This is a genomic window from Pseudoduganella sp. GW821-FHT05F09 (genome assembly GCF_059419605.1).
The window spans coordinates 139,388-166,068 of sequence record NZ_JBWKSD010000010.1 but is presented as its reverse complement, the minus strand read 5'-3'; the positions used below and the strand labels follow the sequence as shown (position 1 = coordinate 166,068).

Annotated in this window: 26 protein-coding genes; 14 read left to right on the top strand and 12 right to left on the bottom strand. The window is 67.2% G+C overall.

All coding sequences use genetic code 11. The annotated features are described in order from the left end of the window. Positions 1 to 2: 2 nt before the first annotated feature. The 3 genes from AC07S4_RS27090 to AC07S4_RS27080 all read right to left on the bottom strand — a co-directional run bounded on the left by AC07S4_RS27090 (position 3) and on the right by AC07S4_RS27080 (position 2,691). Positions 3 to 1,319, bottom strand: a complete 1,317-nt coding sequence (locus tag AC07S4_RS27090) for an NAD(P)/FAD-dependent oxidoreductase (protein ID WP_494989559.1) — start codon at positions 1,317 to 1,319, stop codon at positions 3 to 5. A gap of 23 nt (positions 1,320 to 1,342) precedes the next feature. Beyond that, complete coding sequence (locus AC07S4_RS27085; RefSeq protein ID WP_494989558.1) at positions 1,343 to 1,795, bottom strand: hypothetical protein; 453 nt, start codon at positions 1,793 to 1,795, stop codon at positions 1,343 to 1,345. Between the two features lie 83 nt (positions 1,796 to 1,878). Next, a complete protein-coding gene (locus AC07S4_RS27080; protein ID WP_494989557.1) occupies positions 1,879 to 2,691 on the bottom strand; it encodes a transporter in 813 nt (270 codons plus the stop codon). 140 nt (positions 2,692 to 2,831) lie between these two features. Between AC07S4_RS27080 and AC07S4_RS27075 the strand changes: the two genes are divergently transcribed. The 4 genes from AC07S4_RS27075 to AC07S4_RS27060 are packed head-to-tail and all read left to right on the top strand — an operon-like array spanning position 2,832 to position 7,578. Further along, on the top strand, positions 2,832 to 3,266 hold the full coding sequence (locus AC07S4_RS27075; protein ID WP_494989556.1) for a MarR family winged helix-turn-helix transcriptional regulator: 435 nt from the start codon (positions 2,832 to 2,834) through the stop codon (positions 3,264 to 3,266). 20 nt (positions 3,267 to 3,286) lie between these two features. After that, the gene (locus AC07S4_RS27070) at positions 3,287 to 4,786 is read left to right on the top strand and encodes an MDR family MFS transporter (protein ID WP_494989555.1); all 1,500 of its coding nucleotides are present in this window, start codon (positions 3,287 to 3,289) and stop codon (positions 4,784 to 4,786) included. A 2-nt stretch (positions 4,787 to 4,788) separates the two neighbouring features. Continuing rightward, a complete protein-coding gene (locus AC07S4_RS27065) occupies positions 4,789 to 6,402 on the top strand; it encodes a TolC family protein (protein WP_494989554.1) in 1,614 nt (537 codons plus the stop codon). A 12-nt stretch (positions 6,403 to 6,414) separates the two neighbouring features. Beyond that, positions 6,415 to 7,578 carry an HlyD family secretion protein gene (locus tag AC07S4_RS27060; RefSeq protein WP_494989553.1) on the top strand — a complete coding sequence of 388 codons (1,164 nt, stop codon included), beginning with the start codon at positions 6,415 to 6,417 and terminating at the stop codon, positions 7,576 to 7,578. An 8-nt stretch (positions 7,579 to 7,586) separates the two neighbouring features. Here AC07S4_RS27060 and AC07S4_RS27055 read toward each other — a convergent pair whose 3' ends face one another. Both AC07S4_RS27055 and AC07S4_RS27050 read right to left on the bottom strand, forming a co-directional pair. Continuing rightward, complete coding sequence (locus tag AC07S4_RS27055; RefSeq protein ID WP_494989552.1) at positions 7,587 to 9,131, bottom strand: hypothetical protein; 1,545 nt, start codon at positions 9,129 to 9,131, stop codon at positions 7,587 to 7,589. A 140-nt stretch (positions 9,132 to 9,271) separates the two neighbouring features. After that, positions 9,272 to 9,763, bottom strand: coding sequence for an Lrp/AsnC ligand binding domain-containing protein (locus AC07S4_RS27050; RefSeq protein ID WP_161073540.1), 492 nt, complete (start codon positions 9,761 to 9,763; stop codon positions 9,272 to 9,274). A gap of 111 nt (positions 9,764 to 9,874) precedes the next feature. On the opposite strand from AC07S4_RS27050, the gene AC07S4_RS27045 reads away from it, so the two are divergent. Then, entirely contained in the window at positions 9,875 to 11,158 is a 1,284-nt protein-coding gene (locus AC07S4_RS27045; protein ID WP_494989551.1) for a D-amino acid dehydrogenase, read from the top strand. Positions 11,159 to 11,317: 159 nt separating this feature from the next. Continuing rightward, a complete protein-coding gene (locus AC07S4_RS27040) occupies positions 11,318 to 12,157 on the top strand; it encodes an HDOD domain-containing protein (protein ID WP_494989550.1) in 840 nt (279 codons plus the stop codon). On the opposite strand, the gene AC07S4_RS27035 is transcribed toward AC07S4_RS27040, so the two are convergent. Next, on the bottom strand, positions 12,154 to 12,618 hold the full coding sequence (locus AC07S4_RS27035; RefSeq protein WP_494989549.1) for an RrF2 family transcriptional regulator: 465 nt from the start codon (positions 12,616 to 12,618) through the stop codon (positions 12,154 to 12,156). The genes AC07S4_RS27040 and AC07S4_RS27035 overlap by 4 nt on opposite strands. 183 nt (positions 12,619 to 12,801) lie before the next feature. On the opposite strand from AC07S4_RS27035, the gene AC07S4_RS27030 reads away from it, so the two are divergent. From AC07S4_RS27030 to AC07S4_RS27005, 6 genes are read left to right on the top strand one after another with little or no spacing between them, the layout of a single operon-like run. Further along, complete coding sequence (locus AC07S4_RS27030; protein ID WP_494989548.1) at positions 12,802 to 14,475, top strand: cbb3-type cytochrome c oxidase subunit I; 1,674 nt, start codon at positions 12,802 to 12,804, stop codon at positions 14,473 to 14,475. 2 nt (positions 14,476 to 14,477) lie between these two features. Beyond that, positions 14,478 to 15,086, top strand: coding sequence for a cbb3-type cytochrome c oxidase subunit II (locus tag AC07S4_RS27025; RefSeq protein ID WP_494989547.1), 609 nt, complete (start codon positions 14,478 to 14,480; stop codon positions 15,084 to 15,086). Then, positions 15,083 to 15,682 carry a c-type cytochrome gene (locus AC07S4_RS27020; RefSeq protein ID WP_494989546.1) on the top strand — a complete coding sequence of 200 codons (600 nt, stop codon included), beginning with the start codon at positions 15,083 to 15,085 and terminating at the stop codon, positions 15,680 to 15,682. Before AC07S4_RS27025 ends, AC07S4_RS27020 begins: the two co-directional genes overlap by 4 nt. After that, on the top strand, positions 15,657 to 16,310 hold the full coding sequence (locus AC07S4_RS27015; RefSeq protein ID WP_494989545.1) for an SCO family protein: 654 nt from the start codon (positions 15,657 to 15,659) through the stop codon (positions 16,308 to 16,310). Before AC07S4_RS27020 ends, AC07S4_RS27015 begins: the two co-directional genes overlap by 26 nt. Further along, the gene (locus tag AC07S4_RS27010; protein ID WP_494989544.1) at positions 16,307 to 16,933 is read left to right on the top strand and encodes a hypothetical protein; all 627 of its coding nucleotides are present in this window, start codon (positions 16,307 to 16,309) and stop codon (positions 16,931 to 16,933) included. Before AC07S4_RS27015 ends, AC07S4_RS27010 begins: the two co-directional genes overlap by 4 nt. A gap of 3 nt (positions 16,934 to 16,936) precedes the next feature. Then, positions 16,937 to 17,314: a group III truncated hemoglobin gene (locus AC07S4_RS27005; protein ID WP_494989543.1), complete on the top strand. Its 378-nt coding sequence runs from the start codon at positions 16,937 to 16,939 to the stop codon at positions 17,312 to 17,314. Positions 17,315 to 17,433: 119 nt separating this feature from the next. On the opposite strand, the gene AC07S4_RS27000 is transcribed toward AC07S4_RS27005, so the two are convergent. Then, a complete protein-coding gene (locus AC07S4_RS27000; protein WP_494989542.1) occupies positions 17,434 to 18,642 on the bottom strand; it encodes an EAL domain-containing response regulator in 1,209 nt (402 codons plus the stop codon). Positions 18,643 to 18,653: 11 nt separating this feature from the next. After that, positions 18,654 to 20,645: a PAS domain-containing hybrid sensor histidine kinase/response regulator gene (locus AC07S4_RS26995; RefSeq protein ID WP_494989541.1), complete on the bottom strand. Its 1,992-nt coding sequence runs from the start codon at positions 20,643 to 20,645 to the stop codon at positions 18,654 to 18,656. A 99-nt stretch (positions 20,646 to 20,744) separates the two neighbouring features. Here AC07S4_RS26995 and AC07S4_RS26990 point away from each other — a divergent pair, with 99 nt between their 5' ends. Together AC07S4_RS26990 and AC07S4_RS26985 are read left to right on the top strand one after the other, a co-directional pair. Beyond that, positions 20,745 to 21,023 carry a TehB family protein gene (locus AC07S4_RS26990; protein WP_494989540.1) on the top strand — a complete coding sequence of 93 codons (279 nt, stop codon included), beginning with the start codon at positions 20,745 to 20,747 and terminating at the stop codon, positions 21,021 to 21,023. A 37-nt stretch (positions 21,024 to 21,060) separates the two neighbouring features. After that, a complete protein-coding gene (locus AC07S4_RS26985) occupies positions 21,061 to 22,086 on the top strand; it encodes a transporter (RefSeq protein ID WP_187358761.1) in 1,026 nt (341 codons plus the stop codon). 9 nt (positions 22,087 to 22,095) lie between these two features. Here AC07S4_RS26985 and AC07S4_RS26980 read toward each other — a convergent pair whose 3' ends face one another. The 4 genes from AC07S4_RS26980 to AC07S4_RS26965 form a co-directional block, all read right to left on the bottom strand. Continuing rightward, positions 22,096 to 22,653, bottom strand: a complete 558-nt coding sequence (locus AC07S4_RS26980; protein WP_494989539.1) for a dihydrofolate reductase family protein — start codon at positions 22,651 to 22,653, stop codon at positions 22,096 to 22,098. Between the two features lie 13 nt (positions 22,654 to 22,666). Then, on the bottom strand, positions 22,667 to 23,305 hold the full coding sequence (locus AC07S4_RS26975; protein WP_494989538.1) for an FABP family protein: 639 nt from the start codon (positions 23,303 to 23,305) through the stop codon (positions 22,667 to 22,669). 67 nt (positions 23,306 to 23,372) lie between these two features. Next, positions 23,373 to 26,045 carry a bifunctional diguanylate cyclase/phosphodiesterase gene (locus AC07S4_RS26970; RefSeq protein ID WP_494989537.1) on the bottom strand — a complete coding sequence of 891 codons (2,673 nt, stop codon included), beginning with the start codon at positions 26,043 to 26,045 and terminating at the stop codon, positions 23,373 to 23,375. Further along, positions 26,045 to 26,491, bottom strand: a complete 447-nt coding sequence (locus AC07S4_RS26965) for a type 2 periplasmic-binding domain-containing protein (protein WP_494989536.1) — start codon at positions 26,489 to 26,491, stop codon at positions 26,045 to 26,047. Before AC07S4_RS26965 ends, AC07S4_RS26970 begins: the two co-directional genes overlap by 1 nt. Between the last annotated feature and the right edge of the window lie 190 nt (positions 26,492 to 26,681).

Below are 26,681 nucleotides of genomic sequence, written 5' to 3'. Positions count from 1 at the left end.
CCTTAGTGCAGCTTGACCAGCGGCGTGCTGCGCTTGATCAGGAAGCGCGCCAGCGCCAGCACGCCGGTGCGGACCGTGCCCAGCACGGCCTGGTGGTGCATCAGGTGCAAGCTCACATACATCAGGCGCGCCACGAAGCCGTCCACGAACCAGTTCAGCCCTTTGAGCGAGCCCATCAGGCTGCCCACCGACGAAGTCTGCCCGAACGACACCAGCGAGCCGTAGTCCTTGTACACATAGGGCACGCTCTGCGGCGGCTTGCCCCGGGCCTGGCGCAGGAAAGTCTGCACCAGGTAATCGGCCTGCTGGTGCGCGGCCTGCGCGCGCGGCGGCACTGCCTTGCCGTCCGCTCCCAGGCATAGCGCGCAGTCGCCCAACGCATAGATATTGCCGTGGCCCTTGACGGCCAGCATGCCGTCCACCTCCAGCTGGCCGCCCTTGGCGGTCGGCAAGCCCAGCGTGGACAGCAGCGCCGGCGCCTTGATGCCCGCCGCCCAGACCACGATGTCGGCCGGATAATGCTGTTCCGGCTGGCCGCCCTCGCCCGCCGTCACCTGCGCGGCGTCGATGGCGGTCACGCGCGTGCCCGTCACCACCTGGATGGCGCGCTCCTGCAGCAGCTTGAGCGCGGCGGCCGACACCCGCTCGGGCAGCGGCGCCAGGATGCGCGGCGCCCCTTCCAGCAAGGTGATGCGCACATCCTTCATGGGTTCCAGCTGGCCGAAGCCGTAGGCGGCGTACACGCCGCTGGCCTCGCGCAGTTCCGCCGCCAGCTCGACGCCGGTGGCGCCGCCGCCGATGATGACGATGTCCACGCCGTCCTGCCCCTGCCCGGGTGCGCTCTTTTTCAGCGCGGCCTTGGTCAGCAGCTTGAGCAGCGTCAGCCGGAAGCGTTCGGCGTCTTCGGTGGCGTTCAGGGAAATAGTGTGCTGCTCGGCGCCGGGGACGCCGAAGTAATTGGACGTGCTGCCGATGGCCAGCACCAGCGATTCATAGCCGATGCGGCGCTCGGGCAGCACCTCTTCCTGCTCGGCGGTGGCGATGGCCGCCACCGTGAGCTGCTTGCCCGGCGCGTCGAGCGCAGTCAGCGCGCCGTACACATAGGTAAAACCGTTGTCGTGGGCCAGCATCTGGTAGGACAGGCCTTCCTGATGGATGTCCAGCGTGCCCGCCGCCACCTCGTGCAGCGACGGTTTCCAGATATGGTACAGGCGGCTGTCGACCAGCATCACCTGCCCCGGCCCCAGCTTGCGGCCCAGCTTGCAAGCCAGTTCCAGCCCGCCCGCCCCGCCGCCTACGATCACGATATTGCTATGCATGGCGCTCCCGAGGCGGTGGAAAATCAGTCTTTGCCGTGGCCTTTGCCGTGGCCGTTGCCGTTGCCGTGGCCATTGTCATGCTTGTCGTGCTTGCCTTCATGCTTGTCGCGGTGATCGTCGCGGCGGTCGTCGCGGTCATGGCGGCCATGCTCCGAGCGGTAGCGCGGCGCATAGTCGTTCACATACCAGTCGTCGCGCACGAAATACACGCGGCGGCCGCAGGCGTTGTAGGCGCCGCAGTGTTTCGACCATTTCTTGGCATGGCCGGGCGGCACGCGCAGGTACAGCGGTTCCTCGATCACGCGCACGGGGCGGTGCACGATCACAGGTTCCGTGTAAATGACCGGCGGCGGGCCCATGTTGCCCAAATCAATACGGCCGTAAAAGCCTGGCTGGCCTACGCTGATGGAAACATTCTGAGCGGCGGCGGTCAGGGAGATTGCCAGCAAGCTGGCGGCGATAAGGAGTTTTTTCATGATTTTATCTTCTAGTTTTGGGTGTCACAGCAAGCATCTTAAACCGCAAGCCGCCCCATGTATGTACGCTTGCGCACATAACTCTACCAAAAGTTTGCCAACGGCAACACCACGCCGCTGAAGAACTGCCAGTCCGGCGCGGCGCGGGTAATGCCGCGCGCCAGGCCGAAATCGATGGTCAGCCTAGGATGCGGGCTGTAAGCCGCCGCCAGCAGCAGCTGCGCGGTGCCGGGCGCGCCGCTGCGGTGCGTGCCGGCCAGTTCGGCTGTGGCGCCCCAGCGCTCGTCCAGCGGCACCGAGAACGAGGCCGAAGCGCCGGTCTGCACCCGTCCCAGGCCGGGTTCCGCGCCGCCCAGCCGCGCCAGGTTCAGGTTGGCGTCCATGTGCACGCTGCCGAAGTCGCGGCTGAGGATGCCGTTCACGCTGTAGTCCGGCCGCCCGCTGCCGATGCCGTCCCGGGCGGTGGGCATCTTGGCGCCGAGTTCCAGCCCCAGCGCGCTGCCTTCCCCCATGGCCCAGGCGCGTTTGACGACGAACAGGGTGTCGCCCACGCCGCGCAGGCGGGGAGCGCCGTCATCGCGCTGCGCCACCCAGGCCTCGCCGCCCAGCAGCACGCCCCACTCCGGACTGAACGCCAGCTTGAGGGTGTAAGGCAGGCTGGCGCGCCGCGCGCCGCCGTCGCGGCTGGCCAGGCCGCCGAGTTCCAGCTCCAGCTGTCCCGGCGCCGGCAGCTGCGCCGGACTGGACACCGAGGGCCGATAGGGTAGTACCGGCGGCAGCTCCGGCCCGCCCGCCGCCGCGACCGCGCCCTGCTGCGCCATGGCCGGCGCCAGCGCGCCCGCCCCCGCCACGGCGCACGCCGCCATGGCCACCCGCATCGTTTTCCGCAGTCCCATCATCCCTCCGCACGTAAGCCACACTCAAGCCACATTCAAGCCGCATTCCTACCGCCAGCCTACCATGCCGGCCCCATTGCTAACGAGCAAAGTAGCATGCTACACTAATCGTTAGATACCTAACCATTAGATGGCTCAGCATGGAATTGACACTCGAAGAACGCTTCTCGCTCGCGCTGCACACCACCGCGCGCGCCTGGCGCCTGGCGCTGGACCGGCGCCTGAAAGACCTCGGCATGGGCCAGGCCAGCTGGATGGCGATCGCCGCCGTGGCCAAGAGCCAGCCGTTGTCGCAGACCGAACTGGCGCGCCTGCTCGGCGTGGAAGACCCCACCATGGTGGCCATGATCGACCGCCTGGTGAAGGCCGGCTACCTGCAGCGCACGCCGTCGGACAAGGACCGCCGCGTCAAGCTGGTGTCGCTCACGCCGGATGGCAACGACATCTACACCCGCGTGAAGAAAGAGGCCAACGCCTTCCGCCAGGAATTGCTGGGCGACGCCGATCCAGCCACGCTGGCCATCGTCACCGGCTTCCTGGAACAGCTGCAGACCGCCGTCGAGTCCAAGCTGTGACCGCAGCGGGCGACAAATCCATGGGCACTGCCGGGGCGCCGATCAACCGCCGCATGATCACGCTGTCCATCATGCTGGCCACCATCATCCAGGCGCTGGACGGCACCATCGCCAACGTGGCGCTGCCGCACATGCAGGGCAGCCTGTCCGCCTCGCAGGACCAGATCACCTGGGTGCTCACCTCCTTCATCGTGGCCGCCGCCATCGCCACCCCGCTGACGGGCTGGCTGTGCGACCGCTTCGGGCAAAAAAACGTCTTCCTCGTGTCGGTGGCCGGCTTCACGCTGGCCTCGGTGCTGTGCGGCCTGTCCGCCACGCTGGGCGAAATCGTCGCCGCGCGGCTGCTGCAAGGGGTGTTCGGCGCCGCGCTGGTGCCGCTGTCGCAGGCCGTCCTGCTGGACATCAACCCGCGCGAAAAACACGGCTCGGCCATGGCGGTGTGGGGCATGGGCGTGATGATAGGCCCCATCCTCGGCCCCACGCTGGGCGGCTGGCTCACCGACAGCTACGACTGGCGCTGGGTGTTCTTCATCAACGTGCCGGTGGGCGCGCTGGCCTTCTACGGCATCTGGAAATACATCCGCCCCACGGCGGCGCCGCGCAAGATGCGTTTCGACGCCTTCGGCTTCGCCACCCTCAGCCTGGCCATAGGCGCGCTGCAAATGCTGCTGGACCGGGGCGAGCAGAACGACTGGTTCGCCTCCAGCGAAACCTGGATCGAGGCCATCGTGCTGGCGCTCAGCTTCGCCTGGTTCGCCGCGCACACCGCGCTCACCCCGGCCGGCCAGTCCTTCTTCAACTACCGCCTGCTGAAGAACGCCAATTACGTGAGCGGCCTGCTGTTCATCTTCATCGTCGGCCTGGTGCTGTTCGCCACGCGGGCGCTTACGCCTTCGCTGCTGCAGGGTCTGATGGGCTACCCGGCGCAGCTGGCCGGCATGGTCACGGCGCCCAGCGGCCTCGGCACCATGGTGGCCATGATGCTGGTGGGCCGCCTGGTGGGCCGCTACGACGTGCGCCTGCTGCTGGCGCTCGGCTTTGCCATCACCGCGTTTTCGCTGTGGCAGATGAGCGGCTACACGCTGGTGCTGCAGACCGGCGACATCATCTGGCCCGGCGTGATCCAGGGCCTGGGGCTGGGACTGGTGTTCGTGCCGCTGAGCGCAGCCACCTTCGCCACCCTGTCGCCCGAGATGCGCGCCGAAGGCACGGCCATCTACAGCCTGGTGCGCAATATCGGCAGCAGCGTGGGCATCGCGCTGGTGCAGGCGCTGCTGGTGCGGAATACGCAAACCGTGCACTCGGCGCTGGCCGAGCGCGTGGTTGTCAGCGACGCCGCGCCGGACGCCCTGGCCATGCTGAACGCGGAAGTCACGCGCCAGGCGTCGATGATCGCCTACGTGGACGACTTCTGGCTGATGACATTGCTGACCCTGGCGGTGATACCGTTATTGCTGCTGATACGCCCGGCAGCCAAAACCGCCGCACCGGCTCCCATCGACCATGCGGCCATGGATTGAACATGAATAAAAACATCACCCTCCACAAGCTCACCACCCTTGCCACGCTGGCCGCGCTCGCCTGCGCACTGGCCGGCTGCGCCCACGTGCCGGCCGAGCGCAGCGCACCGCTGGCGCAGCGCGACGCCGCCACCACCGTCATCGCGGACGACATCAAGCTGGCCCGCGACGGCTGGCCCGAAGCCCTCTGGTGGCGCATCTACGGCGATCCGCAGCTGGACGGCCTGATCGCCGCCGCGCTGGCCGCCAACCCGAACCTGGACGCCGCCGCCGCGCAGATCGCGTCGGCGCATTCCACGCTGGACCGCACGCGCTCGGCCGCAGGGCTGGAGGCCGGCGTGTACGGCGGCATGAACCGCCAGCGCTACTCCGCCACCGGCCTGTTCCCCGCGCCCATAGGCGGCAGCTATTTCAGCGAAGAGACCGTGCGCGTGGAAGCGCGCTACAACTTCGACTGGTGGGGCCGCAACAAGGCGCAAGTGGCGGCGGCGGCGGGCGAAGTGCATGCCCACCAGGCCGACTACGCGCAAGCCGAACGCGCTTTGGCCGCCGCCATCGCGCAGAGCTACTTCCGCCTGCAGGGCGGCTGGGCGCGCCGCGCCAACCTGGCGCAGCTGGCCATCGCCCAGCAAGCGGTCATCGACGACGCCGCCAAGCGCATCGCGCGCGGCCTGGGTGTGGGCGACGAAGAGCGGCAAGCCAGCGGCGAGCTGGCGCAGCTCAAGAAGCAGCTCGCCCAGCTCGATGGCGACAGCCTGCGCGAACGCGAAGCCCTGCGCGCCCTGCTCGGCGGCGACAACGCGCCCGGCGCCAGCGCATCCAGCGCATCCAGCGCATCCAGCATATCCAGCGCGTCCAGCGCGTCCAGCGCGTCCAGCGCGTCCAGCGCCTCCAGCGCCCCTGCGGCCGACGCCAGCCAGCCAACCGTCCAGGCCAGCGCCCGCCCTGCCTCCGGCACGGCGCAGCTGCTGGCCGCGCTGAAGCCGCGCCCCCTGCCCGCCGGACCGCACGCGCTGCCCTCGCGCCTGGGCATGGAGCTGCTGGCCCGCCGCCCGGACCTGCAGGCCGCGCGCTGGCGCGTGGAGGCGTCGCTCAGCCGCATCGACGCCGCCAAGGCCGCCTTCTACCCGGACATCAACATCAGCGCCGCCGCCGGCCTCAATTCGATCTCCTTCGAGCGCCTGCTGGAAGCGCCCAGCCGCACGCTGTTCGCCGGGCCCACCATCACGCTGCCGCTGTTCGACAGCAAACGCCTGGCGGCGCAGCTGGAAGGCACGCGCAGCGAACGCAACGCGCTGGTGGCCGAATACAACCGCGCCGTGGTCGCCGCCGTGCGCGACGTGGCGCAGGACGCCGCCGCCGTCCAGGCGCTGGAAGCCGAGACCGCCGAACAGGCCGCCGCCAGCGCCAGCGCCCAGGCCCTGCTGCGCTCCGCGCAAGCCCGGCTGGCCGGCGGCCTGGCCGGCCAGCGCGCCGTGCTGAACGCCAGCCTGAACGCCCTGCGCCAGCAGGACGCGGCCCTGCAGCTCCAGCAAATTTCGCTGCAAGCCGAAGTCGCCCTGATCCATTCCCTCGGCGGCGGCTACCGCGCCGATACCGCATTCACCCTGAAATAAGCCGAGCCAGCCATGACCACTGCCACTCCCAGCCCAGCCCCAGCCAACAACAAGAAACGTGTCCGCGTCCTGGCGGGCATCACCCTGGCCTTCATCGCCGCCGGCGCGGCCTACGCCTTCTACTACGAGACCGTGCTGTCCAAGCAGCAGGAGACCGACAACGCCTACGTGGGCGGCAACCTCGTCACGCTGTCCTCCCAGGTGGCGGGCAATGTTGCCGAGATCCGCGCCGATGAAACCCAGCTGGTGCAAGCCGGCGCGCAAATCGTCAAGCTCGACCCGGTGGACGCGGAAGTGGCGCTGGAACTGGCCCAGGCCCGCCTCGGCGCGGCCGTGCGCCAGGAGCGCCAGCGCTACGCCGACGTGGGCCAGTTCGACGCCGCCGTCACCCAGCGCAAGCTGGCCCTGAAAAACGCGCAGGACGACCTGGCGCGCCGCCTGCCGCTGGCGGCCGACCATACCGTCTCCGGCGAGGACGTGGAACATGCGCGCCAAGCCGTGGCCAACGCCCAGGCCGCCATTGAAGTCGCGCTGAAACAAAGCGAAGCCGCGCATGCCGGCGTGGCGGGCGTGGCGCTGGCCGAACATCCGGCCGTGCAGGCTGCGCGCGCCGACTATATGCAGGCCTGGCTGGCCGCGCGCCGCAACGCCATCGTGGCGCCGGTGTCGGGCTACGTGGCCAAGCGCAGCGTGCAGGTGGGCGCGCGCATCACGCCCGGCATGCCGCTGCTGTCCATCGTCCCGCTGGACCAGTTGTGGGTGGACGCCAATTTCAAGGAGTCGGAACTGCGCAGCATCCGCATCGGCCAGCCCGCCACGGTGGAGGCGGACCTGTACGGCAGCAAGGTGGAATACCACGGCAAGGTGCTGGGCCTGTCGGCCGGCACCGGCAGCGCGTTCTCGGTGCTGCCCGCGCAAAACGCCAGCGGCAACTGGATCAAGGTGGTGCAGCGCGTGCCGGTGCGCATAACGCTGGACGCCAGGGAACTGGCCGCGCATCCGCTGCGCATAGGCCTGTCGACCACGGTGAAGGTGGATATCAGCAAGACCGATGGCGCCATGCTGGGCAGCCCGATGCCGCAAGCGCCCATCTACAGCACCAGCACGCTGGCCCAGCCGCTACCGCAGGCCAGCGCGGCGGCGGACTCCATCATCGCGCGCAATCTGGTGCACTGAACGGTGCGCTAAGCCTGCTGCCGCAGGTGGTTCTCGAGCTGTTCGATGGCCGCCTGCGACTGCGCGATGACCTTGCCGGCGATGCGCTCGCGCATGCCCTGCACCCGTCCCGCCGCCTCCGCCTCCAGCAGCAGCGGCGTGAGCATCTGCCGGGCGGACTCGTGGAAGCCCTGCGCCACCTGGTCCAGCTGCGCCAGGTAGGACTGCTCCGCCACCTTCAGGCGCGCGCGCAGCTCGTCCTCGAAGGCGCGGCGCTTGTCGCGGATTTCCGAGCGTTTGCGCTTGCCGCCGTCCGTGAACCACTTGAACGCCCCGGCCAGCAGCACCGCCCCGCCCACGAAGGGCGCGGCCGGCGCCAGCACCGGCATCACCACCGCCACGCCGAACAGGTAGGCCGCCGTGCCGGTGCCCGCCGCCGCCACGGCGCCGCCCATCAGCGTCAGGCTGGCGGCGGTGTCGACCGTGTTCGCGATCCGCGTGCCGATGCGCAGGCTGGGCATCAGCCTGGCCAGCGCCGCGTGGTGCTCGCGCTGGAACACGCTGGTCTGCCCCAGGCGCATGCCGGACTGGAACAGGCGCAAATCGTGCTGCATCAGCTTGAGCGCCTCCTCCTTGCGCCGCACCACGCGGTCCAGGCGGCGCTCCATCTCCTGTCCGAACTGGTTGCGGCCTATGCTTTCCCACACCTCGCCCTCTTTCCACTGGTCGGTGGCGAGGCGGTCGGCAATGGCCAGCTCGATGGCGTTGCCCGCATCGTGCACGGCGTCGTCTATGTCCTGGAACAGCGTGCTGCGCTCGTAGGCCACGCGCGCGTCCACCAGCGCCAGCCGCTGCTGCACCTGGTCGCGCAATTCGTGTGCGGCGCTCATCATGCGCTCGGCGTTGGCGGCGGACGCGGCCAGCGAAGCGGCCAGTTCCTGGTAGGCGCCTATGCCCTGCACGATGGTGGCCGTGGCCTGCTGCACCATGCCGCGCAGCTGCTCGTCGCCCAGCTTGCCACTCTGGAAACGGCGCGCGCCGTCCAGCAGTTCAACATGGCCGGTGCTGCGGCCAAAGTCCGCCACCGCGTCGGCCAGGCTGCGGCCTTTCACCAGCTTGCGCGCTTGCTGGCCTATATTGCTGAGCAGGCCGCGCTCGTCCTCCGGCGGCAGCATGGCCAGTTCATCGCTACGCAGATGCACGCCCAGCGCCCGCGCCACGCGCTGCGCCAGCGCGCGCGCCTTGGGGCCTTGCAGCGCCACCAGCGGGCGCAGCATGGCGTAGGCGCTGTCGCGGGTCTGCTGGTCCACCTCCGGCGCGCAGCGCGCCAGCGCATTCAGCGCCCAGTCCACGCTCACGCCGGACTCGATGGCGTTCAGTACCAATGCGGTGAAAATGGCGGACGCCTTGCCTTCGCCCGCCAGGTCGGCGACGGCGGCAAACTGGCCCAGGGTGACGGTGCCATCGGCAGCGGCCAGCGCCCCCACGGTACGCGCCAGCGCCGAGCCGAAGCTCTGGTCGGACGACAAGTGCTCGTCCAGCGTGCGTATTTCTAAGGGTTTTTCAGCATCCATCCAGTACTCGTGAGAACAATTTCAAGGCATCCGGCATACCGGCTCAGATTGGATCCAAGGGCCGGCATGGCTGCCGCCCAGTCGAAATCATTATAGTTCGCCCGGAGAATGTGGCAACCTTGATAACGCTCAATCGTGTGCTAGACCGCTTCGGTGGACAGGAACAGCGTCTCCTTGATCTCCTCCATCACCACGTAGCTCTTGCTTTGCGCCGCCCCCGGCAGTTGCAGCAGCATCTCGCCCAGCAGCTTGCGGTACTCGGCCATCTCGTGGATGCGCGCCTTGATCAGGTAGTCGAAATCGCCCGACACCAGGTGGCACTCCTGCACCTCCGGTATGCGCAGCACCTCGCGCCGGAACTGCTCAAACATCGAGGCCGACTTGGTGTTGAGCGTAATTTCCACGAACACCAGCAGCTTGGCGCCCAGCGCAGGCGGATCGATGCGGGCGTGGTAGCCGGTGATGACGCCGTCGCGCTCCATGCGCTTCACCCGTTCGATGGCCGGCGTGATGGACAAGCCCACCTGCTCGCTCAAATCCTTCATGGAAATGCGCCCGTCCTCCTGCAGGATGCGCAGGATCTTGCGGTCCATCTTGTCCAGGATGCGGACGGAATCCTTCTGAATTCGCATGATTTTTTACTGAATTGTTGAATTTTTATAGTAACAAACACTAGTAGAACAAACTTATCATAGCGTTATATCTGGCGCAAGCCATAAAAACTCATCCACAAAGGAAGCGTTATGCGTATCGTCATTCTTGGCAGCGGCGTCATCGGCGTCACCAGCGCGTATTACCTGGCCCGAGCAGGCCATGACGTGACCGTGCTGGACCGCCAGCCCGCTTCCGCCCAGGAAACCAGCTTCGCCAACGCCGGCCAGATTTCCCCCGGCTACGCTTCCCCGTGGGCCGCGCCCGGCATTCCGCTGAAAGCCATGAAATGGATGCTGCAGCGCCACGCGCCGCTGTCCATCACGCCCGACGGCACCCTGTTCCAGCTGCAATGGATGTGGCAGATGCTGCAGAACTGCAATGCCGACCGCTACGCCGTGAACAAGGAACGCATGGTGCGCTTGGCCGAGTACAGCCGCGACTGCTTCAAGGCGCTACGCGCCGCCACCGGCATCGAATACCAGGGCCGCCAGAAAGGCACGACCCAGCTGTTCCGCACCCAGCAGCAGCTGGACGGCGCCGCCAAGGACATCGACGTGCTCAAGGAAACCGGCGTGCCCTACGAACTGCTGACGCGCGAACAGCTGCTCGGCGCCGAACCCGGCCTGGACAAGGACAAGCTGGTCGGCGGCCTGCGCCTGCCCAATGACGAAACCGGCGACTGCCAGCTGTTCACCACCCGCCTGACCGCCATGGCGGTGGAGCTGGGCGTGAAGTTCCGCTACAACACCGAGATCGACAGCCTGGTCATGGAAGGCGGCGAGATCAAGGGCGTGCTGACCGGCGCCGGCCTGGTGCAGGCGGACAGCTACGTGGTGGCGATGGGTTCCTACTCCACCCAGCTGCTGCAGGACATCGTCAAGATCCCGGTCTACCCGCTGAAGGGCTACTCCATCACCGTGCCTATCGTGGACGCCGCCAAAGCGCCGGTTTCGACCATCCTGGACGAAACCTACAAGATCGCCGTCACCCGCTTTGACGACCGCATCCGCGTGGGCGGCATGGCCGAGATCGCGGGCTTCGACAAGCGCCTCAACCCGCGCCGCCGCGAAACGCTGGAAATGGTGGTCAACGACCTGTTCCCCGGCGCCGGCGACACCGCCAAGGCCAGCTTCTGGACCGGCCTGCGCCCGATGACGCCGGACGGCACGCCCGTGGTCGGCCCCACCGCCGTGCGCAATCTGTTCATCAACACCGGCCACGGCACGCTGGGCTGGACCATGTCCTGCGGCTCGGCGCAGCTGCTGGCCGATATTATTTCGGCCAAGCGGCCGGCGATTTTTGCCGATGACCTGTCGGTCAGCCGCTATAGCAAGCAGCCGGGGCAGCGCGCGCCGCAGCTGGCGAACGCCTGAGCGGCACGGCTCGGCGGGTTACGCACTCCGTGCTAACCCGCCCTACGGCAGGCTGGCGGCTCTATCACTGCCGCGCTCGCCGTTGTGCCGGCACCACCGGCGGACGCCGGGTGCGATTGGCCGTTGTGCGGCCCACGCGCCCTGCGTATAATTTTTTACATGAATAAACTAGAAGCTTACGGCCACATCGCCGCCCTGGCGATACGCGGCGACCTGGTGTTTCCCACCAGTGTCAACGCGGCGCTGCGCGTTCAGCTCGCGCTCGACGACCCCGAATGTCCCATCGATGAAGCGATCCGCCTGGTGCTGGCCGAGCCCCAGCTGGCCGCGCGCACCGTCGCGCTGGCCAACTCGGCCATGTTCAACCGCACCGGCGGCCCGGAAGTAACCAATGTGCGCGCCGCCATCATGCGCATCGGCTACCACAACCTGTTTGCGCTGGCCGCAGCCATGGTGGTGCGCCAGTTCGGCAGCAAGATCGCCGACCCCGAGCTGCGCGCCAAGGCCGAGCAGCTGTGGCAGCACACGGTGCACGTGGCCTGCCTGGCCCGCATCATCGCGCGCGACGTCACCTACACCAATCCGGACACGGCGCTGTTCGCCGCCATCGTGCACGAGGTGGGCAACTTCTACCTGCTCTCGCGCGCCGACGAATTCCCCGGCCTGCTGGAAGACGACCCGGAAAACTGGCAGCCCGCCAGCGAGGAAATCATCACCCGCGAAGTGCTCAAGAAACTCAATATCCCGGAACCGGTGAGCACCGCCATCCAGGGCATGCGCGACAGCTTCCTGCAGATTCCGCCGGAAACCCTGCTCGACACCCTGCTGCTGGCCAATCACCTGTCGCCGGTGGCGTCCCCGCTGCAGGCCGCGCCGCGCGAGCTGCCGCCCCACTCCGAATCGGTGATCGACCTGTTTATCGACGAGGAAATGATGGAAGAACTGCTGGCCCAGGCCGGCAAGGACGCCGAGGCCATGAACGCGACCATGCTGGTCTAGGCTTCCACCTTGGCCAGATGCAGCTGCACCGGGTGCAGCTGCTGTTCGGCCGGCGTGCCCCGCTTGGGCAGCAAGTCGGCCAGCGTCACCCCGTCCAGCACCTTCAGATAGGCGTCCGTCGCCTCCTCCAGCTTGGTCTTCAAAAAGCAGGCGCCGTTGAACACGCAGGTGTTGTGTTCGCCGTCAAAGCACTCGGCCATGTAGAAATCGCTCTCGCTGCCGCGCACCACGGCGCCGATGTTGATGTCGGCCGGCTCGCGCTTGAGCCGCAGGCCGCCGTTGCGCCCGCGCACCGTCTCGGCCAGGCCGATCACGCCCAGCTGGTGGATCACCTTGGTCAGGTGGTTCTTGGAAATCTTGTGCAAGTCCGCAATGTCCTGGATCGTGACCAGCTTGTCGCGGTTCATACCCAGATACATCAGCGAGCGCAGCGTGTAATCAGTAAACGAAGTCAGTCTCATGGCGTGGCCATCCAGAATTTAAACATGCATGCAAAGTATTGCTTTAAGTCCAGCCCTAATGTAGCATTCATTATATAGCTTATTGCTTGCGTAGCTCATTGTTCTCCCATTTTCAATAAAGACACGGACACCGTTTTCTGTGACACTTGTTGTAGTTTAAATCAGGAAAGGTTGACGCCCATCATGGACACCGTGACCATATTGCTCTCCTCGTTTATCTTGTCCGTCACCGGCTTGCTGGTGTTCATCTGGTCGCTGCGCAAGCGCATGTTCGACAAGGACTCGGCCGCCGCCCACGTGATCTTCTCCACCGGCGAACTCGGCCACGGCGAAGAACCCGCCGCCAACGCCGCCCAGCGCGCCGGCCTGGCCAAGCCGGTGGCCGGCGAGACCAAGCCCGAACTGAGCAGCGCCCAGCTTGCCGCGCAGCAGCAGGAGCTGGCCGAGCGCATCGAAGCGGACCGCTCCAGCGCCTTCACCTCCTTCATTTTCCTGGCCTGCGCCATGGTGTGGCTGATCGTCGCCTCGCTGGCCGGGCTCACCAGCTCCATCAAGCTGCACGAACCGGACTGGCTGGTGCAGCAGGCCTGGCTCACCTTCGGCCGCATCCGCACCATCCACCTGAACGCCGTGGCTTACGGCTGGGCGCCCATGGCCGCCTTCGGCGTCGCCATCTGGCTGCTGCCGCGCCTGCTCAAGACGCCGCTGGTGGGCGCGCGCTACGCCGTCCTCGGCTGCATGCTGTGGAACGCCGGCCTGATCGCCGGCCTGGGCTGCATCGCCGCCGGCCTGAACGACGGCATGGAATGGCTGGAAATCCCCTGGCAGGTGGACGTGCTGCTGGTGGCCGGCGGCGCGCTGGTCGGCTTCCCGCTGGTGTACACGCTGCAAAACCGCAAGGTGCACCACCTCTACGTGTCGGTCTGGTATATGGGCGCGGCGCTGTTCTGGTTCCCCATCCTGTTCCTGATTGGCAACCTGCCCGCCGTCCACTTCGGCGTGCAGCAGGCCGCCATGAACTGGTGGTTCGGCCACAACGTGCTGGGCCTGTTCTACACGCCCATGGCGCTGGCCTCGGTCTACTACTTCCTGCCCAAGATCATCGGCCGCCCGGTGCAGTCCTACAACCTGTCGCTGCTCGGCTTCTGGACCCTGGCCTTCTTCTACGGCCAGGTCGGCGGCCACCACCTGATAGGCGGCCCCGTGCCCGGCTGGCTGATCACCCTGTCCATCGTGCAAAGCGTGATGATGGTGGTGCCCGTGATCTCCTTCTCCATCAACCAGCACCTCACCATGCGCGGCTACTTCTCCAAGCTGATCTACTCGCCCACGCTGCGCTTCATTGTGCTGGGCGGCATGATGTACACGCTGAGCTCCATCCAGGGCTCGGTGGAAGCGCTGCGCGCCGTCAACACCGTGGCCCACTTCACCCACTTCACGGTGGCCCACGCCCACCTCGGCCTGTACGGCTTCTTCACCATGGTCATGTTCGGCGCCATCTACTTCGTCATGCCGCGCATCATGGCCTGGGAATGGCCATACCCCAGCCTGATCGCGGTGCACTTCTGGCTGGTGGTGCTGGGCTTCTCCATCTACTTCATCGGCCTGACGACCGGCGGCTGGCTGCAAGGCCTGGCCATGCTGGATGCCTCCAAGTCCTTTATGGACTCGGTCGCCGTCACCATCCCCTACCTGCAAAGCCGCTCGCTGGGCGGCGCCATCATGACGCTGGGGCATATCGTATTCGCCGGCCACTTCGCCGCCATGGCCCTGCGCAACGGCCCGCGCCGCATCGGCGCCGCCCTGCTGCACACCCGCGGCGCCGGCGCGCCGGCCACCAGCCTGGCGGGAGCATAAGCATGCAAGACGAACTGAAACTGCTGGGCGGCGCCATGGTCACGCTGGCCCTCGCCACCTCCGCGCTGGTGGTCGTGCCCCACATCCAGCTGAGCAAACTCGAAGCGCCGGCCGGGCTCAAGCCCTACACCAGCGCCCAGCTGCGCGGACGCGAATCCTACATCCGCAACGGCTGCGTGTACTGCCACTCCCAGCAGCCGCGCGACAAGGCGCAGGCGCCGGACGACAAGCGCGGCTGGGGCCGCGCCTCGGTGGCCGGCGACTACTTCTACGACAAGCCGCACCTGCTGGGCACCATGCGCACCGGGCCGGACCTGTTCAACATCGGCGCGCGCCAGCCCAGCGCCGACTGGCACCTGGGCCATTTGTACCAGCCGCGCGCCTACACGCCCGGCTCCATCATGCCGTCCTACCCCTATCTGTTCGACATCAAGGACGCCGCCGAGCCGGGCGACCGCGTGGTCAACCTGCCGCCCGGCTACAACCCGGCCGGCAAGATCGTCGTCGCCAAGCAGGAAATGCTCGATCTGGTCAGCTACCTGCAAGGGCTGGACCACACTTACCCGGTGATTGCCGCGCCCGCTCCGGCGGCGAAAGGAGCGGCCAAATGAAAACCGAACTGCCGCAGCACGACGCGCAAGCGCGCGAAAACGCCGACCCGCACGAACAAGGCCGCCCGGTGCCCAAGCTGGTGCTGCTGGTCGTCACGGCCGTGTTCGCCTGGGCGATAGGCTACATCCTCACCACCCAGCGCGACGACGACCCCGCACTGGGCGACCGCCGCACCATGTCCACGCTGATGGGCAAGACCGCCGAGGCCGGCGGCGGCGCGGTGGACGGCGCGCAGATCTACGGCGCCCAATGCGTAGCCTGCCACCAGGCCACCGGGGCCGGCCTGCCCGGCGTGTTCCCGCCGCTGGCCGCCTCCGAATGGGTGACCGGCAAGGACAGCCTGGCCGCCAACATCGTCCTGCACGGCATCACCGGCAAGCTGACCGTCAAAGGCAGCGCCTATAATGGCCAGATGCCCGCCTTCAAAGACAAGCTGAGCGACGCCGAAGTGGCCGCGGTGCTGAGCCACATCCGCAGCCAGTTCGGCAACAGCGCGCCCAAGGTCAGTCCCGACACGGTGAAAGCCGCGCGCGAAGAAGGCAAAGAGCGCAAAGACCCATGGAATGGTGATGACGAGCTGGAAAAACTTAAGTAAATACCGCACCGCCGCCGCCCTGCTGCTGCTGGCGGCCGCCGGCACGGCGGCCCTATACACCGGCACCTCCGGCTTCCGCGTCATCTCCACGGAAGCCGGGCGGCGCCTGGACATCGCCGAGCATCCGCGCGCGCTGCCCGTCGCGCGGGTAGCCGCCGCCAGCGGCCAGCCGCAGCCCGCCACGCTGGAGCAGGCGCTGCGCGACGACAGGCGCGTCGCCATCGTCACCTTCATCTACACGCAATGCAACGCCATGTGCTCGGTGCTCGGCTCCGAACTGCAGCAGATGCAAGACAGCCTGCGCCAGCGCGGCCTGCAGGACAAGGTGCGCCTGATCAGCATCAGCTTCGACCCGCGCGACACGCCGCAACTGCTGGCCAGCTACGCCGGCAAGCAAAAAGCGCTGCCCGGCACCTGGCAATTCCTCGCCCTGCCCGACGCCGCCCAGCGCCGGCAAGTGCTGGACGCCTTCGGCATCGTCGTGCTGCCCGCGCCGCTGGGCGAATTCGAGCACAACGCCGCCTTCCACCTGATCGACCAGCAAGGCCGCCTGGCGCGCATCATCGACTTCACCGACGGCAAAGGCGCGCTCGACACCGCCCTCGCCATGGCCGGAGGTGCGCCATGAGCCGCAGCAGCGCCATCGGCAACGCACCCGAGCGGCGCGGCCGCCCGCGCCTGCAGCTGTTCGGCCAGATCTGCGGCGCCCTGCTGCTGGCCGGCGCCTTCCTGTTCCGCGCGCAGCTGGAAAAAACCATGCTCGGCCACATGGTCGCGCAGCTGCCCATGATCTTCCTCGGCGGCCTGCTGCTGTTCGGGCGCGCCGCGCGCAACAGCGCCGTGCTGGCCAGCTACGACAGGCACGGCCTGACCGGCCTCACCGCGCTGCTCCTCATCAGCAGCTACTGGATGATTCCGCGCGCGCTTGAATTCAGCCTCACCATGCCAGGCTACGAAGCGGCCAAATTCGCCTCCTGGGCGCTGCTGGGCGCCGTGCTGCCCGGCTCCATTGCGCGCGCCAACATCATCATCCAGCTGTTCTTCCTCGGGAACTACTGCGCCATGACCGCCATCGGCGGCATGCTCTACCAGGACGTGCCCGAGCAGCTCTGCAACGCCTACCTGAAAGACGACCAGGCGCTGACGGGCGCCTTCCTCATCATCGTCGCCGTGGCCGCCGCCGTAGGGTGGTGCATCTACCGCTTCCCCGCGCTGAACGCGCCCACCCCGCCCGCCCCTGTCCGAGACTAAGCCATGCAGTACCAAGAACTGAACACCGCCACCATCACCGCCCTGGTCCACGAATTCTACGGCGGCGTGCGCGCCGACCCCGAGCTCCAGCCCGTATTCGACGCCGCCATTGGCGGCGACTGGGAGCCGCACCTGGCGCGCATGGTCGACTTCTGGAGCACGGTCATGATGGGCACCAAGCAATTCCAGGGCAACGTCTTCGGCACGCACATGCAGCTGAGCGGCATCGAGCCGCAGCACTTCCGCCGCTGGCTCACCCTGTTCGAAATGACCGCCGCTCGCCTGTTCGTCCCCGCGCTCGCCGACGAATTCCTCACCGTCGCCCGCCGCATCGCCGCCAGCCTGCAATACGGCTACTTCGGCAAAGTCGTCGCCCAATAAACCTTCGCCCCGCCGGGGTCAGTTCTGTCATCACGCCATATAAAATTGGGGTCAGTTCTCGCATCACGTCATGCTTTCAGGCATGACGTGATGCGAGAACTGACCCCGGATTGGGAGGGCTAAGCGGCGACGACGGTCAGGGCGCGGTGGGTTTCGCTCCAGCGCGTGATGGCGCAGGGGAGCTCGGCGGCGCTTTGGGGGCGCGCCATGAAGTAGCCTTGGGCGTAGTCGCAACCCATGCGCTGCAGCAGCGCCCAGTCTTGCCGTGTCTCGACGCCTTCGGCGACGGAGCTCAGACCTAGCCGCCCGGCCAGATCCAGGCTGCTGGCCAGCATGGTGCGCGTGGTTTCGCTGGCGCAGGCGCCCATGACGAAGGAGCGGTCTATCTTGAGTTCCGAGAACGGAATCTGCGCCAGCTGCTGCAGGCTGGAGTAGCCGGTGCCGAAGTCGTCTATCGAGAGGCCGTAGCCTTTCATGCGCAGCCGCGTGAGGTTTTCCAGACAGTGCGGCAAGTCGGTCATGGCGGTCGATTCGGTAATCTCAAAAACAAAATGCCGGCTGCTGATGCCCTGCCCCGCGAGGTAGTGGATGATGCGGTCCGCGTACCCCGGCTGCTCCAGCGATGACAGCGACAGGTTCACCGAGATCCGCAGCAGCAAGCCTTGCGCCGCCCACGCCTTCCAGGCCGCCGCCGACTGCTCCAGCATCTGCCAGGTGAGTTCGTCGATCAGGCCGAGCGCTTCCAGCGTGCCGATGAACGCGCCCGGCGCCACCACCCCGGCTTGCGGATGCTGCCAGCGCGCCAGCGCTTCCACGCTGTCGATGGCGCCGTCGGCCAGCCGCACCTTGGGCTGGAAGTACGGCAGGAATTCGCGCCGTTCCAGCGCTGCGCGGATTTCTTCTCCACTGAACGCGGCGCGGCGCGCGCGCTGGCTTTCGGCCACCGGGCCGTAGCTCGCGATCAGTTGGCGCAGCTTGTCCGGCGTGGCGGGCTTTTCGATCACGCCCAGCAGGTGCACGCCGTAGGCCCGCGCCATGGTTTCCACCGAGGCCAGCAAGGCCCGGTCCAGCGCGCTGGAGACGATGATGTGCGCGGGGCTGTGCAGCTCCGCCAGGTGGCGTATCAGCTCCATGCCGTCCATGCCTGGCATGTTCAGGTCGACGATGGCGATGTCGATGGCGGCGCGCTGCAGTACTTCCAGCGCGGCGGCGCCGTCGCCCGCTTCGGCCACCTGCACTGCGCCCAGCAGCTTGAGCATGCGCACCAGCGATTTGCGCTGGAAGCTGTGGTCTTCGGCGACTAGGAAGTTGAGGGTTTCGGTCGGCATGGCGGTTCTTCCTAATTGACGGCTTGTGGCAGGCGGGCGTTCAGCTGCGCGTAGGCTTCTTCAAACGCGCCGCGGGCGCGCTCGGCGGCGCCGGGGTCGTTGTCGCGCCAGGCGCGTTCCAGCAGTTCGGCGGCGCGCGCATACGGCACGGCGCCTATGGTGCGCGCCGCGCCCTTGATGGCGTGGGCGATGCGGCCGATGGCCTGCAAATCTCCGCGCGCAAAGGCGCGCTCCAGAGCGGCGTGGTCGCTGTCGTTGGCGGTGGCGAATTCGGCCAGGATCTCGGCGCTGGCGGCAGCGTCGCCGCCGGCCAGTTCGGCCAGCATGGCGGCGTCGAGCAACTGCTCGTCCTGCGCTTGCTGCGGCAGCCATTTGTCCAGTATCCGCGCCAGCGCCGCGATGGCGGTGGGCTTAGCCAGGTAGTCGTCCATGCCGGCGGCGAAGCAGATGCTCATCTCGCTGGCGTAGGCGTTGGCGGTGCAGGCGATCAGCGGCATGCGCGCGCGCCCTTCTTCCTGTTCGATGCCGCGGATGGCGCGCGCCAGCGCGTAGCCGTCCATTTCCGGCATTTCGCAGTCGGTGATGGTGAGCGCGTAGCGCCCGCTGCGCCATTTGCGCAGCCCTTCCACGCCGTTGCTGGCGGTCTCCGCCTGCAAGCCCAGCGCTTCGAGCTGCCGCAGCAGCACCTTGCGGTTGGTGGGATGGTCGTCCACCACCAGCACCGGGCTGCCGCTGCGTGCGCGGGCTGGAACGGCGGCCACCGGCGCCGTGGGCGCGGCGGCGGCCGGCGCCACGTCCCGCTGCCTCGGGTCGGCCACGGCCAGCGCCAGCGTGAGCGACATGCGCGTGCCCTTGCCCGGCGCGCTGTCCATTTCAATGGCGCCGCCCATGCCGCGCGCCAGGCCGGCGCAGATGGTCAGGCCCAGGCCGGAGCCGCCGTAGCGGCGCGCGGTGTCGCCTTCCGCTTGCACGAAGGGCTGGAACAGGCGCGCCTGCTGCTCGGGCGCGATGCCGATGCCGGTGTCGCTGACGGTGAAGCGCACCGTTTCGCGCCCGCCTTCCGCGCGCAGCAGTTCGGCGCGCAGCTCCACGCTGCCGCTGGCGGTGAACTTGATGGCGTTGCTGGTGAAGTTGTGCAGGATTTGCCCCAGCCGCAGCGGGTCGGCCAGCAGCGCGGGGCTGATGCGCGGGTCCACGTGGCGCGCCAGCAGCAGGTCCTTGCTGGCCGCGCTGCCCAGGTGGGTGCGGTAGATGTTTTCCACCACGTCCTCGCCGATGGCGACCGGCTCGACCTGCACTTCCAGCTTGCCCGCTTCGATTTTCGAGAAGTCCAGGATGTCGTCAAGTATGCGCAGCAGCTCCTTGCCCGAGTGCTCCACCAGTTCCAGCGTGGCGCGCTGCTCCGCGTCCAGGCGGCTCAGTCCCAGCAGCTCCAGCATGCCCAGCACGCCGTTCATGGGCGTGCGGATTTCGTGGCTCATGGTGGCCAGGAAGGCGCTCTTGGCGCGGTTGGCCGCGTCGGCGGTCTCCTTGGCCTGCTGCAGCGCGGCCTCCGTGGCCTTCAACGCCGAGATGTCGCGCATGATGGCGGTGAACTTGCGCTCGCCGCGCTCGGCCTGTTCGCCCAGCGACAGGTGCACATGGAAACGCGTGCCGTCCTTGCGGCGCGCGCAGACGTCGCGCCGGTGTCCCATCACCTTAGACTCCCCGGTCTGCATGTAGCGGCCGATGTACTGGTCGTGCTGGCCGTGGTCCGGGCCGGGTATCAGCAGCTTGACGTTGCTGCCCTTCATTTCGTCGACGCGGTAGCCGAACATCTGCTCGGCGCTGGGGTTGACGGTTTCTATGATGCCGCGCGCGTCGATGGTGATGATGGCGTCCGACGCCGAGTCGATCATGCGCTGCAAGCGCTGCGACGCGTTCCAGATCCGTATCAGCGATATCAGCAGCAAAACACCCGCCACGGCGGCGGCGGCCAGCAATAAAGTGGTGTAGGTTTCCATGCAAGCCATCGTAGTCCAGCCTCATCAATAAATCAAGCATTTAAAATACATGTTTAATGATTTTGGTCTACAATGGGTTCAAACCTCAACCAGGAGCCCATGATGAAGACCCTGCCCGACCACGTCGCCCACTACAAGAGCACCCCTGTTTTCACCGAGCACACCGTGCCCGGCGCCCTGCAGCGCAACCACAATACCGCCGCCGGCGTGTGGGGCCGCATCACCGTCCTCGAGGGGGAGCTGCTGTACCACATCAGCGAACCGGAACGCGAAACCATACGCCTCACGCCGCAGCAGCCGGGCATCGTCGAGCCGCGCATCCAGCATGAAGTGGAGGTGATCGGGCCGGTGCGCTTCCAGGTGGACTTCCACAGGTAACATCCGTTTGCTATGCTTGCGGCACTCAACCCAGGAGATGCCCATGCTGATCAACGCGCCCGCCTACGGATCGGACCAATCCGGCCTGGTTTGCGGCTATCTGTTCGGCCGCGACCATCAGCCCTTGCCGATCGAAGCCGGCGCCGCGCAGGAATGGCTGGCGCAGCCGGGCCACCACGAGGGGGAATTCATCTGGCTGCACTTCAACCTGGCCAACACCGCCACGGAAAAGTGGATGAAGGAGCACGTGACGCTGGCCGAGGAGTTCTATGAGAGCCTGCACGAGGGCCAGCGCTCGACCCGCATCGAACTGGCCGACAATGCGCTGATCGCAGTCGTCAACGACGTGGTGCACGACTTTTCCTTCGATCCGTCCGACATCGCCACCTTGTGGCTGAGCGTGGACCGGCAAGTGGTCATCAGCGCGCGGCGCCAGCCGCTCAAGGCCATCGAGGGCTTGCGCCAGGCCGTGCGCGGCGGCGAGCCGATACGTTCGCCGGTGGAGCTGCTGACGCATTTGCTGCGCGACCAGGCGGACGCGCTGGTCAAGATCGTGCGCGACGCCATCGTCCGCGTGGACGGCATCGAGGACAATCTGCTGCAAGGGAAGCTGAAACGCAAGCGCACCGATCTGGGCGCGCTGCGGCGCGTGCTGGTGCGCCTGCGCCGCCTGCTGGCGCCCGAACCGGCGGCGCTGTTCCGCCTGCTGCAAAAGCCGCCCGGCTGGGTGGCCGACGTGGACAGCGAGGAGCTGCGCGCGGCGACCGAGGAATTTGCGGTGGTGCTGAATGATATGGCGTCGCTGCAGGAAAGGATCAAGCTGCTGCAGGAGGAGATCGCGGCGCAGGTCAACGAGAGCAACAACCAAAGCCTGTATGTGCTGACCATCGTCACCGTGCTGGCCCTGCCCATCAACATCATCGCCGGCCTGCTGGGCATGAATGTGGGCGGCGTGCCGATGGCGAACGATCCGTCGGGATTCTGGGTGGTGGCCACCATCGTGGCCGCGTTCACGGCCGTCGCGGGCTGGCTGGTCTACCGCAAGCAGCAGGACCAGGAATAGACGCAGGCCTCAGCCGTCTTTGTGAATGTCGTAGCGCAGTTCGGCCATGCTCGTGCCGATCTGGCGCATGGAAGTCAAACGCAGCACAGGGCTGAGCACCCGGCGCGGGAACAGCGGCTTGCCTTGGCCCAGCGTGACCGAACCAATTTGCAGTATCAGCTCGTCCAGCAAGCCGGCGTCGTAGAACTGGCCCGCGAGATCCCCGCCTCCCACCACCCAGATATTCTTGCCGCCTGCCGCCGCCTGCATGTCGGCGTGCGCGCTGCGCACGTCGCCGCTGGCAAAGCGCAGGTCCGCGCCCTCGATGGCGGGCAACTTGCGGCTGGTGAAGATCCACGTCGGCTGCGTGTAGGGCCAGGGCGAGCCTACCTCGGCGGTCACCTTGTCCGCATTGCGCATCATCCATTCGTAGGTAGTCGCCCCCATGGCGAGCGCGCCCACTTCGGCAATGAATTCGGGATAGCTGGACTGGCCGATCTCGCCCAGCGGGAACAGCCAGTCCAGCGAGTCGTCCTCGGTCGCGATGAATCCGTCCAGGCTGGTCGCTGCGTAGTATTGGGTTTTCATGCTGCGCCCCGGTTTATTTGCGCGCCAGCGGATTCGGCGTGGCGTCGGCCACTTTGCGCAGCAGGTTGCGGTCTACGTGGTGGAAGGGCTCGTCCTCTTTGCCGCGGATGAGCATGACGGTGTCTTCTTCGTAGCCCCAGGTGCCGTCGTCGTTGATGGTGACCTTGATGCGGTATTCCACCGTCTTGAAGCCGAATTCGAGGAAGGGATTGGAACGGATGCCGTAGGTGTCCGACTCGCGATAGGCCACCAGTTCGAACTCTTTCGCGTCCGGCGCGGCGGTGCCCGACGCCATGGCGATCTGGCCGCGCGGGATGGCCAGGGTCTGGATCACGGTGTTGGTGGCCGGTTCCCACAGCCAGTAGCCCACCTGCTCGTGGTAGGTCTTCACCTGGTCCGGCTTGGTGATCAGGATGACGTAGCGCAGGCCGTAGAACAGCTGCGGGCCGTTGGTCACCGGGTCGATGGGCTGCAGTTCGATGCGCTCGACGTAGGCCTGCTTGCGCGGACCGTCTTTCTTGGGCTTGATGTCCAGCCCGCGCTCGCCCTCGAAAATGCCGGCCATCGCGGTCAGCGGCCCCAGGTTGGCCAGGGTGTTGACGTCCACGTCGGACGGTTCGGTGTAGATATCGTCGGAGAATTGTTGGCTCATGGCTGCTGAAATCTTAATAGATGCGATTTAGCAATTGTAGCGCATGCAACCGGAGCGGGAGCCTGAACTAAGTGGCGAGCGCTTCGCCCTGCGCTTCCAGCATGCCCTGGATCTGCTCCGGCATCACCGGACGGCTGAACAGATAGCCCTGCATGTCGTCGCAGCCGCTCTCCTGCAGGAAGCTGCGCTGCTGCACGGTTTCCACGCCCTCGGCGATCACGCGCAGCTGCAGCTGGTGCGACAGCGAAATGATGGCGCGCGCAATGGCCTGGTCGTCGCTGCTCACATCCAGGTCGCGGATGAAGGACTTGTCGATCTTCAGGCTGCTGATGGGGAAGGACTTGAGCGCGGCCAGGCTGGAGTAGCCGGTGCCGAAGTCGTCGATGGACAGCGAAATGCCCATGGCCTTCAGTTCGCGCATCTTGGCGATGGCCTGCTGCAGGTCGCGCATGATCAGGCTTTCGGTCACTTCCAGCTCCAGCCACCGCGGCGCCAGGCCGCTCAGCTCCAGCGCGCGCTGCACCCGCATGACCAGGCGCGCGTCGTCGAACTGGCGCGCCGACACGTTGACCGAGATGGTCACCGGCGCCAGGCCGGCCAGCTGCCAGGCGCGCGCCTGCCGGCAGGCGGTCAGCAGCACCCATTCGCCGATGGAGACGATGGCGCCGCTCTCCTCGGCCAGCGGAATGAACTGGTCCGGCGCCATCATGCCGCGCTGCGGATGCTGCCAGCGCAGCAGCGCTTCCACGCCGAACACCCGGCCGGTGTCCAGGCTCACCTTGGGCTGGTAGAACACGCGGAACTGCTCCTCGGCCAGCGCGGTGCGCAGGCCGTCCATCAGCTCCAGCTTTTCCTCCAGGCTGGCGTTCATTTCCATGGTGTAGAACTGCACATTGTTCTTGCCGGTGTCCTTGGCGCGGTACATGGCGGCGTCGGCGTTCATCAGCAAGGTGTCGGCGTCGCAGCCGTCGCGCGGATACATGGCCACACCTATGCTGCAGCTCACCTGCACCGGCTGCCCGCCCAGCACCACGGGGCGTATCACCGCCTCGCGCACCTTCTCCAGCAGCAGCATCAGCGCGCCTTCGCTGTCGCGCTGCTCCGGCAGCACCAGCACGAATTCGTCGCCGCCGAAGCGGCCCACGGTGTCGTGCCGGCGCACGCAGCCCACCATGCGCGCCGCCACCTCGGTGAGCAGCTGGTCGCCGGCGGTGTGGCCCAGGCCGTCGTTCACCAGCTTGAAGCTATCGAGGTCGATAAAGGCCACCGCCACTTCGCGGTCGTTGCGCTCGCCGTGCAGTATCGCCTGCTGCAAGCGGTCGGCGATCAGGCTGCGGTTGGGCAGGCCGGTCAGGCTGTCGTGGTGCGCCAGGTGGACGATGCGCTCCTCGGCCAGCTTGCGCTCGCTGATGTCGCGCACGATGGCCACCACGCCGCCGTCCACGCCCACCACCTGCCAGTGCAGCCAGTTGGCGTGCAGCTGCGGCATGCCGTTGCGCTGCTCTTCCTGGTACACGCCGCCCACTTGCGCAATGTGCGCCAGGGTCTCGAATTTGCCGCTCACGCGCACCTGCGGCAGCCAGCCGCACAAGGTCATGCCCTTGAGCTGCGCGCGCGTCAGGCCGGACAGCGCTTCGGCGCGGCCGTTGGCGTCCGCGATGTCGAAGTCCGTCACCATGCCGCGCCGGTCGCGCACCGCGCGCAGCACGAAGAAGGCGTCCATGCTGCCCTCGGAGGCGGCGGCGTAGGTCTCCTGCGCGTTGCGGATGCGGCGGCGCGCCATGGCGCCCTGCCAGGTCCAGATCCACAGCAAGGCCGCCACCAGCAGCACCACGGCGCTGGCCACGCCGGCTTCCCACAGGCTGGCCACGCGGCGCCGCTCGAACCCGGCCAGCTGCTCGTGCTCGGCCAGGCCGGCCAGCGCCGTCAGCGCAAAGCCGTGCATGGGGCGGGCCATGGTGTAGCGCGCCACGCCGTCCCAGGAATTGGCCAGGCCGGCGCCCACTTCGGCGCGCAGGTCCAGCTGCTGGCCCCAGCTCACCTTGTCGCCCACGCGCAGCGCGCGCACCACGCCGTCGTTGCCCACCAGCGCCAGCATGCCCTGCTCGCCCTGGCGGCGGCGCTCGTAGCCGCTGGTGAAATAGGCCGGGTCCACTTCCATCACGGCCACGCCGGCGAACTGGCCGGCCGCGTCGTCCAGGCGGCGCGTGAAATGCAGGCGGGCGTCGCCGCTGGCCGCGTCGCGCACGGTGACGCCGGCGATGGCGCTGTGCCCCGGCGTCTCCTGGTGGAATTTGAAATAGGGCTGGCCGGCCACCGACACCGGCCGCGCCGCCGGATTGCGCGCCACCACGCGCCCCTGCGCGTCGGCGATGCTGATCGAGTACACCAGCGCGGACGGCAGCAGGCCGTGCTGGTTCAGTTCCGCCAGCGCGTCCGCCGCGCCCCTGCGCTCGACCGCGTAGGCGATCACTTTCAGGCTCTGGTCTATGCCGCCGAGGTTGCGCGCCACCTGGGCTTCGTAAGTGTCCACCAGTTCGCGCACCGAGTCGGCCGCGCCCTTGCCGGCCGCTTCGCGCTCGATGCCGATGAAGTGGAAAGTGGCGGCCCAGATCGCGCCCAGCAGCAGCACGGTGAAAAACGGCAGCGAGACATAGGTCTCGAGCAGCAGCCGCAGCCAGCGCTTGCGCTTGGCGCCGCCGGCTGCGCCCGCCTTGCTCCAGTTGCTCCCGCCCGCCATTATTTCACCACCAGCACAACGCGCACGCTGGCATTGAGCGCGGCGCGGTCGATATAGCCGATCAAGGCGGGGTCGGCCGCCACCATGCGGCGCACGGCGGCGCTGCCGGCCGCTTCGCGCGGCGGCTGGCCGCGTCCGGTGAACATCATCTTGGTCCAGTGCGCCTTCATCTGCTCCGGCGTGCGTCCGGCCACTTTGCTGTAGAACTCATTGCGCGCCGCCGAGCCAAGTTTCTGGTCCAGCGCCACGGCCTCGCCGCCGGCGGGATAGCGCGCCGCTTCGGCCAGGAAAATATCCGCCACCTGCCGCGCCTGCAGGGCCATGACCGGGCTCTTGGCCGACACGATCACCACCAGTTCGCGCGCGCCCGCCTGCCCCTGCCATGCGCAAAGCAGGCAGAACAGCAGCCTGGCAGCAAGGCGGCGGACGGAAAAGGCGTTCAGCATTACGATTATTTGTTTTCTGCGATAGTGCAACATGCCAGCCGCCGGGGGCGGAGGCTAACCAAAGGTAACCGGGCGAGAGCAGGCGGGATGGGGCCTGTCATGGGGAATCCAGCGTGAACCCGGCACTTTATCGCAGCCGCCAGTAACTGTCGATCACTTTCTCGGTAGAACTACTTATTTGGATTATGTA

Bases quoted from the DNA above. Each gene is read 5' to 3' on its own strand.
- AC07S4_RS27070 (WP_494989555.1), top strand. From the start codon at position 3,287: ATGGGCACTGCCGGGGCGCCGATCAACCGCCGCATGATCACGCTGTCC.
- AC07S4_RS26980 (WP_494989539.1), bottom strand. From the start codon at position 22,653: ATGAAAACCCAATACTACGCAGCGACCAGCCTGGACGGATTCATCGCG.
- AC07S4_RS27050 (WP_161073540.1), bottom strand. From the start codon at position 9,763: ATGCGAATTCAGAAGGATTCCGTCCGCATCCTGGACAAGATGGACCGC.
- AC07S4_RS27035 (WP_494989549.1), bottom strand. From the start codon at position 12,618: ATGAGACTGACTTCGTTTACTGATTACACGCTGCGCTCGCTGATGTAT.
- AC07S4_RS26970 (WP_494989537.1), bottom strand. From the start codon at position 26,045: ATGGCGGGCGGGAGCAACTGGAGCAAGGCGGGCGCAGCCGGCGGCGCC.
- AC07S4_RS27030 (WP_494989548.1), top strand. From the start codon at position 12,802: ATGGACACCGTGACCATATTGCTCTCCTCGTTTATCTTGTCCGTCACC.
- AC07S4_RS27040 (WP_494989550.1), top strand. From the start codon at position 11,318: ATGAATAAACTAGAAGCTTACGGCCACATCGCCGCCCTGGCGATACGC.
- AC07S4_RS26985 (WP_187358761.1), top strand. From the start codon at position 21,061: ATGCCCATGCTGATCAACGCGCCCGCCTACGGATCGGACCAATCCGGC.
- AC07S4_RS27065 (WP_494989554.1), top strand. From the start codon at position 4,789: ATGAATAAAAACATCACCCTCCACAAGCTCACCACCCTTGCCACGCTG.
- AC07S4_RS27075 (WP_494989556.1), top strand. From the start codon at position 2,832: ATGGAATTGACACTCGAAGAACGCTTCTCGCTCGCGCTGCACACCACC.
- AC07S4_RS27080 (WP_494989557.1), bottom strand. From the start codon at position 2,691: ATGGGACTGCGGAAAACGATGCGGGTGGCCATGGCGGCGTGCGCCGTG.
- AC07S4_RS27025 (WP_494989547.1), top strand. From the start codon at position 14,478: ATGCAAGACGAACTGAAACTGCTGGGCGGCGCCATGGTCACGCTGGCC.
- AC07S4_RS27020 (WP_494989546.1), top strand. From the start codon at position 15,083: ATGAAAACCGAACTGCCGCAGCACGACGCGCAAGCGCGCGAAAACGCC.
- AC07S4_RS27055 (WP_494989552.1), bottom strand. From the start codon at position 9,131: ATGGATGCTGAAAAACCCTTAGAAATACGCACGCTGGACGAGCACTTG.
- AC07S4_RS27015 (WP_494989545.1), top strand. From the start codon at position 15,657: ATGACGAGCTGGAAAAACTTAAGTAAATACCGCACCGCCGCCGCCCTG.
- AC07S4_RS26995 (WP_494989541.1), bottom strand. From the start codon at position 20,645: ATGGAAACCTACACCACTTTATTGCTGGCCGCCGCCGCCGTGGCGGGT.
- AC07S4_RS27060 (WP_494989553.1), top strand. From the start codon at position 6,415: ATGACCACTGCCACTCCCAGCCCAGCCCCAGCCAACAACAAGAAACGT.
- AC07S4_RS27010 (WP_494989544.1), top strand. From the start codon at position 16,307: ATGAGCCGCAGCAGCGCCATCGGCAACGCACCCGAGCGGCGCGGCCGC.
- AC07S4_RS26965 (WP_494989536.1), bottom strand. From the start codon at position 26,491: ATGCTGAACGCCTTTTCCGTCCGCCGCCTTGCTGCCAGGCTGCTGTTC.
- AC07S4_RS27000 (WP_494989542.1), bottom strand. From the start codon at position 18,642: ATGCCGACCGAAACCCTCAACTTCCTAGTCGCCGAAGACCACAGCTTC.
- AC07S4_RS27090 (WP_494989559.1), bottom strand. From the start codon at position 1,319: ATGCATAGCAATATCGTGATCGTAGGCGGCGGGGCGGGCGGGCTGGAA.
- AC07S4_RS26990 (WP_494989540.1), top strand. From the start codon at position 20,745: ATGATGAAGACCCTGCCCGACCACGTCGCCCACTACAAGAGCACCCCT.
- AC07S4_RS27005 (WP_494989543.1), top strand. From the start codon at position 16,937: ATGCAGTACCAAGAACTGAACACCGCCACCATCACCGCCCTGGTCCAC.
- AC07S4_RS27085 (WP_494989558.1), bottom strand. From the start codon at position 1,795: ATGAAAAAACTCCTTATCGCCGCCAGCTTGCTGGCAATCTCCCTGACC.
- AC07S4_RS27045 (WP_494989551.1), top strand. From the start codon at position 9,875: ATGCGTATCGTCATTCTTGGCAGCGGCGTCATCGGCGTCACCAGCGCG.
- AC07S4_RS26975 (WP_494989538.1), bottom strand. From the start codon at position 23,305: ATGAGCCAACAATTCTCCGACGATATCTACACCGAACCGTCCGACGTG.